The following is a 2,293-nucleotide window of genomic DNA, read 5'->3' as shown; positions in this document are numbered from 1 at the left end:
TCTGGTAGAAGTCCGGCCCCCATGGGCTTGGAACGAGCCGGATATTATCCTCGTTGCCGCTATTGAACCAGGTTGCCACATAAAGTAGCCGCCCGGTAACGCGAACGAGTTCAGCCAGGGCTATCATGTACCCAGGTAGGTGCTGTAAGACATTGATACACAGAACGATGGGCTGGCTGTGGTCCCTGAAGGGCAGGTTGAAGACGTCCATGGCCAGAAACTGCGTAGTCGGGAAGCGGTTGTGTGCAATCTCCAGCATCCTTGTGGATACGTCACCCCCGATGTACGGCCTGGATGATCCGAAGCCACGGTGGAGTAGCTCTTCATAGATGGCGCCGCTGCCACACCCAACGTCCAGAACCCCCGCGCCATCAGGCAGTACCTTCACCATGTCCTCAACTACGGTACGCCGCCACGCTTGTTCGACCTTGCTTTCATGCCAGTATTGGTCGACTTCCCTAGCGATCCCGCCTGTGTCCCAGTTTTCCCAATGCCGTGTCATTTAAGTTGGCCCTCTATTCCCTCCAGCGCGATTCTGGTTTGCTTGTTGCTGGTCATCGCCCGGGCTTCAATCGGGGGTATCCCGTTCTCGACTAAGAGACGGTAGTTCTCGCGCTTCTGTGTCTTATACTGCTCATATCTCTGTGGATACCTAGCATCCCACCGCTGTATGGGGGTATCCCCTCCCGGGTTTTTGGTCCTGCATACCTGCGGTTGCCGGAACAGCCGGCAGCGCCAGTTGTCGCAAACCAGGTGGAACCCCCGGGTAAACTCCATTTCAATCAAGGGCTCGCCACATTCAGTACACTGAACGGGCGGCGAGGCCAGCTTTCGTGGCGGGTCCTCGCCCTGCCCATTCGCCAAAAATGGAGTAGTAAGGAGGTTGAAGAAGGCGGTAGTCATTATGAATGCGTCATCCATAGCGTCTCCTGCTTCTGCCCTTCGATCTTGGCTAGAAATGTTCTAATCAGGTTAGTTGATCTCAATGGCATTACTATTTCGACATGGCTCCAGGGGCCGTTGTACCCTTTCATTGGGCTGTTGACCCTGAAGCCACTGCGTTTGTAGGCGATACACTTGATTTGTTCCCCCTCTTCGTCGCTGGTTGTCAATGAAAAGGCGTTATCCATGCCCATGAAAACTAGATTCACGCCAGTCTTACGGGCGATGGCATCCTGTAGTCTTCCCATAAGTGCCAGTGAATCGGTGGGTGTTAGCCGGATAAGTACATTGGCACTGTGGAGGTACTGGGTGGCGATCGGTCGGTACCCTGGCATCTACTTCGCCTTCGCCTCCAGCCTGTTTTGCACCTCGGCGACAAATTCCCTTTTCTGTTCCGGTGTCAGACTATCTATCGCATCGCCTATCGTCTTGCCCTTGGCCTCCGGAAATGTCTGACGTATGTACTGGGCGGCGTTCCAGTCCTTGAGTGTCTTGAGCGATTCATTGAGCCAGCCTTTGTCTATCGGGGCCGTTACATCGTCAAACAATGGCTCGTAGCCCTCGTCCATAGGCTGCGGGTAAGTCTCGGTTGTCTTGGACTCCTGTACCCTTTTCACAAGTGCATCCCAGATGTCCTCTAGCGTTTTCCCGTTGTCTATTGATTCTTTGAAGGACTGCATCTCAAGAAGTTCATGTGCTTGCTTTTCAGTAAGCCCCAATTCGTTCTGCACCCTAACCCAGAACTTCGCCCAGTCCGGTTGCCCGTTATCTTCAAAGGCGGCCGGCAGCTCGCCCTCTATATCGGATTCCACCTCGGCGGTAGCCAGCGTCCCGGCGAACAATGATGGGAACGCTTCTACTAATGCTCGCTTCAAGGCGCTTTTGCGTAGCATCCATGGCTGTTTTGGCTCGGCCCAGAATTGCGTTGGCTTGCCCTCCCGGGTGAGTTTCACACACTCGTTTTTGTTGACAGCCACGTAGGTCGGGCGGCTCCGGTCCTTGCGGTACACTCTTGCCCAGCCGCCGGCCAACCTTTGCTTGTCCTCGTCCAGCACAAACGCACCTTCCCTTAGTTCCAACCGGCTGCCGCCATCCTTGAGAATTATCCCGGCCTCAACTCCATCAAATTGCGGATTCACTTCTGCTGCCTTCAGATACGAGTCTATGGCGATAACAAACGCCGCCTTTTCCCTCGAGTCATACTTGATCAGGAAGCACTCGTTGGCGAACGGGTTGAGCTGTAGGCTCTGGCACGTCTTGAGAAACACGGCTACTTCTTGGTCGCTGGCGAGCGGGCAGATAAGGTTGTGTACGTCCTGGAACGTGATGGTGATCGGCTCACCCTTCCACT

General features: G+C 54.7%; 4 protein-coding genes. All 4 read right to left on the bottom strand.

Annotated elements, in window-relative coordinates; all coding sequences use genetic code 11:
- A partial coding sequence (locus HWQ67_RS16680) for a class I SAM-dependent methyltransferase (RefSeq protein WP_218253816.1) occupies window positions 1–391 on the bottom strand: 391 nt, incomplete at its 3' end.
- A 107-nt stretch (window positions 392–498) separates the two neighbouring features.
- A complete protein-coding gene (locus HWQ67_RS16675) occupies window positions 499–921 on the bottom strand; it encodes a hypothetical protein (protein ID WP_218253815.1) in 423 nt (140 codons plus the stop codon).
- The gene (locus HWQ67_RS16670; protein WP_218253814.1) at window positions 903–1,277 is read right to left on the bottom strand and encodes a hypothetical protein; all 375 of its coding nucleotides are present in this window, start codon (window positions 1,275–1,277) and stop codon (window positions 903–905) included. The genes HWQ67_RS16675 and HWQ67_RS16670 overlap by 19 nt, the downstream gene beginning before the upstream one ends.
- Window positions 1,278–2,293, bottom strand: a 1,016-nt coding sequence (locus tag HWQ67_RS16665) for a RecT family recombinase (RefSeq protein WP_218253813.1), incomplete at its 5' end; no start/stop codon positions are given.

Source organism: Candidatus Magnetobacterium casense (assembly GCF_019173545.1).
Taxonomy (GTDB): Bacteria; Nitrospirota; Thermodesulfovibrionia; order Thermodesulfovibrionales; family Magnetobacteriaceae; genus Magnetobacterium; species Magnetobacterium cryptolimnobacter.
This window is presented reverse-complemented; position numbering and strand designations above follow the sequence as displayed.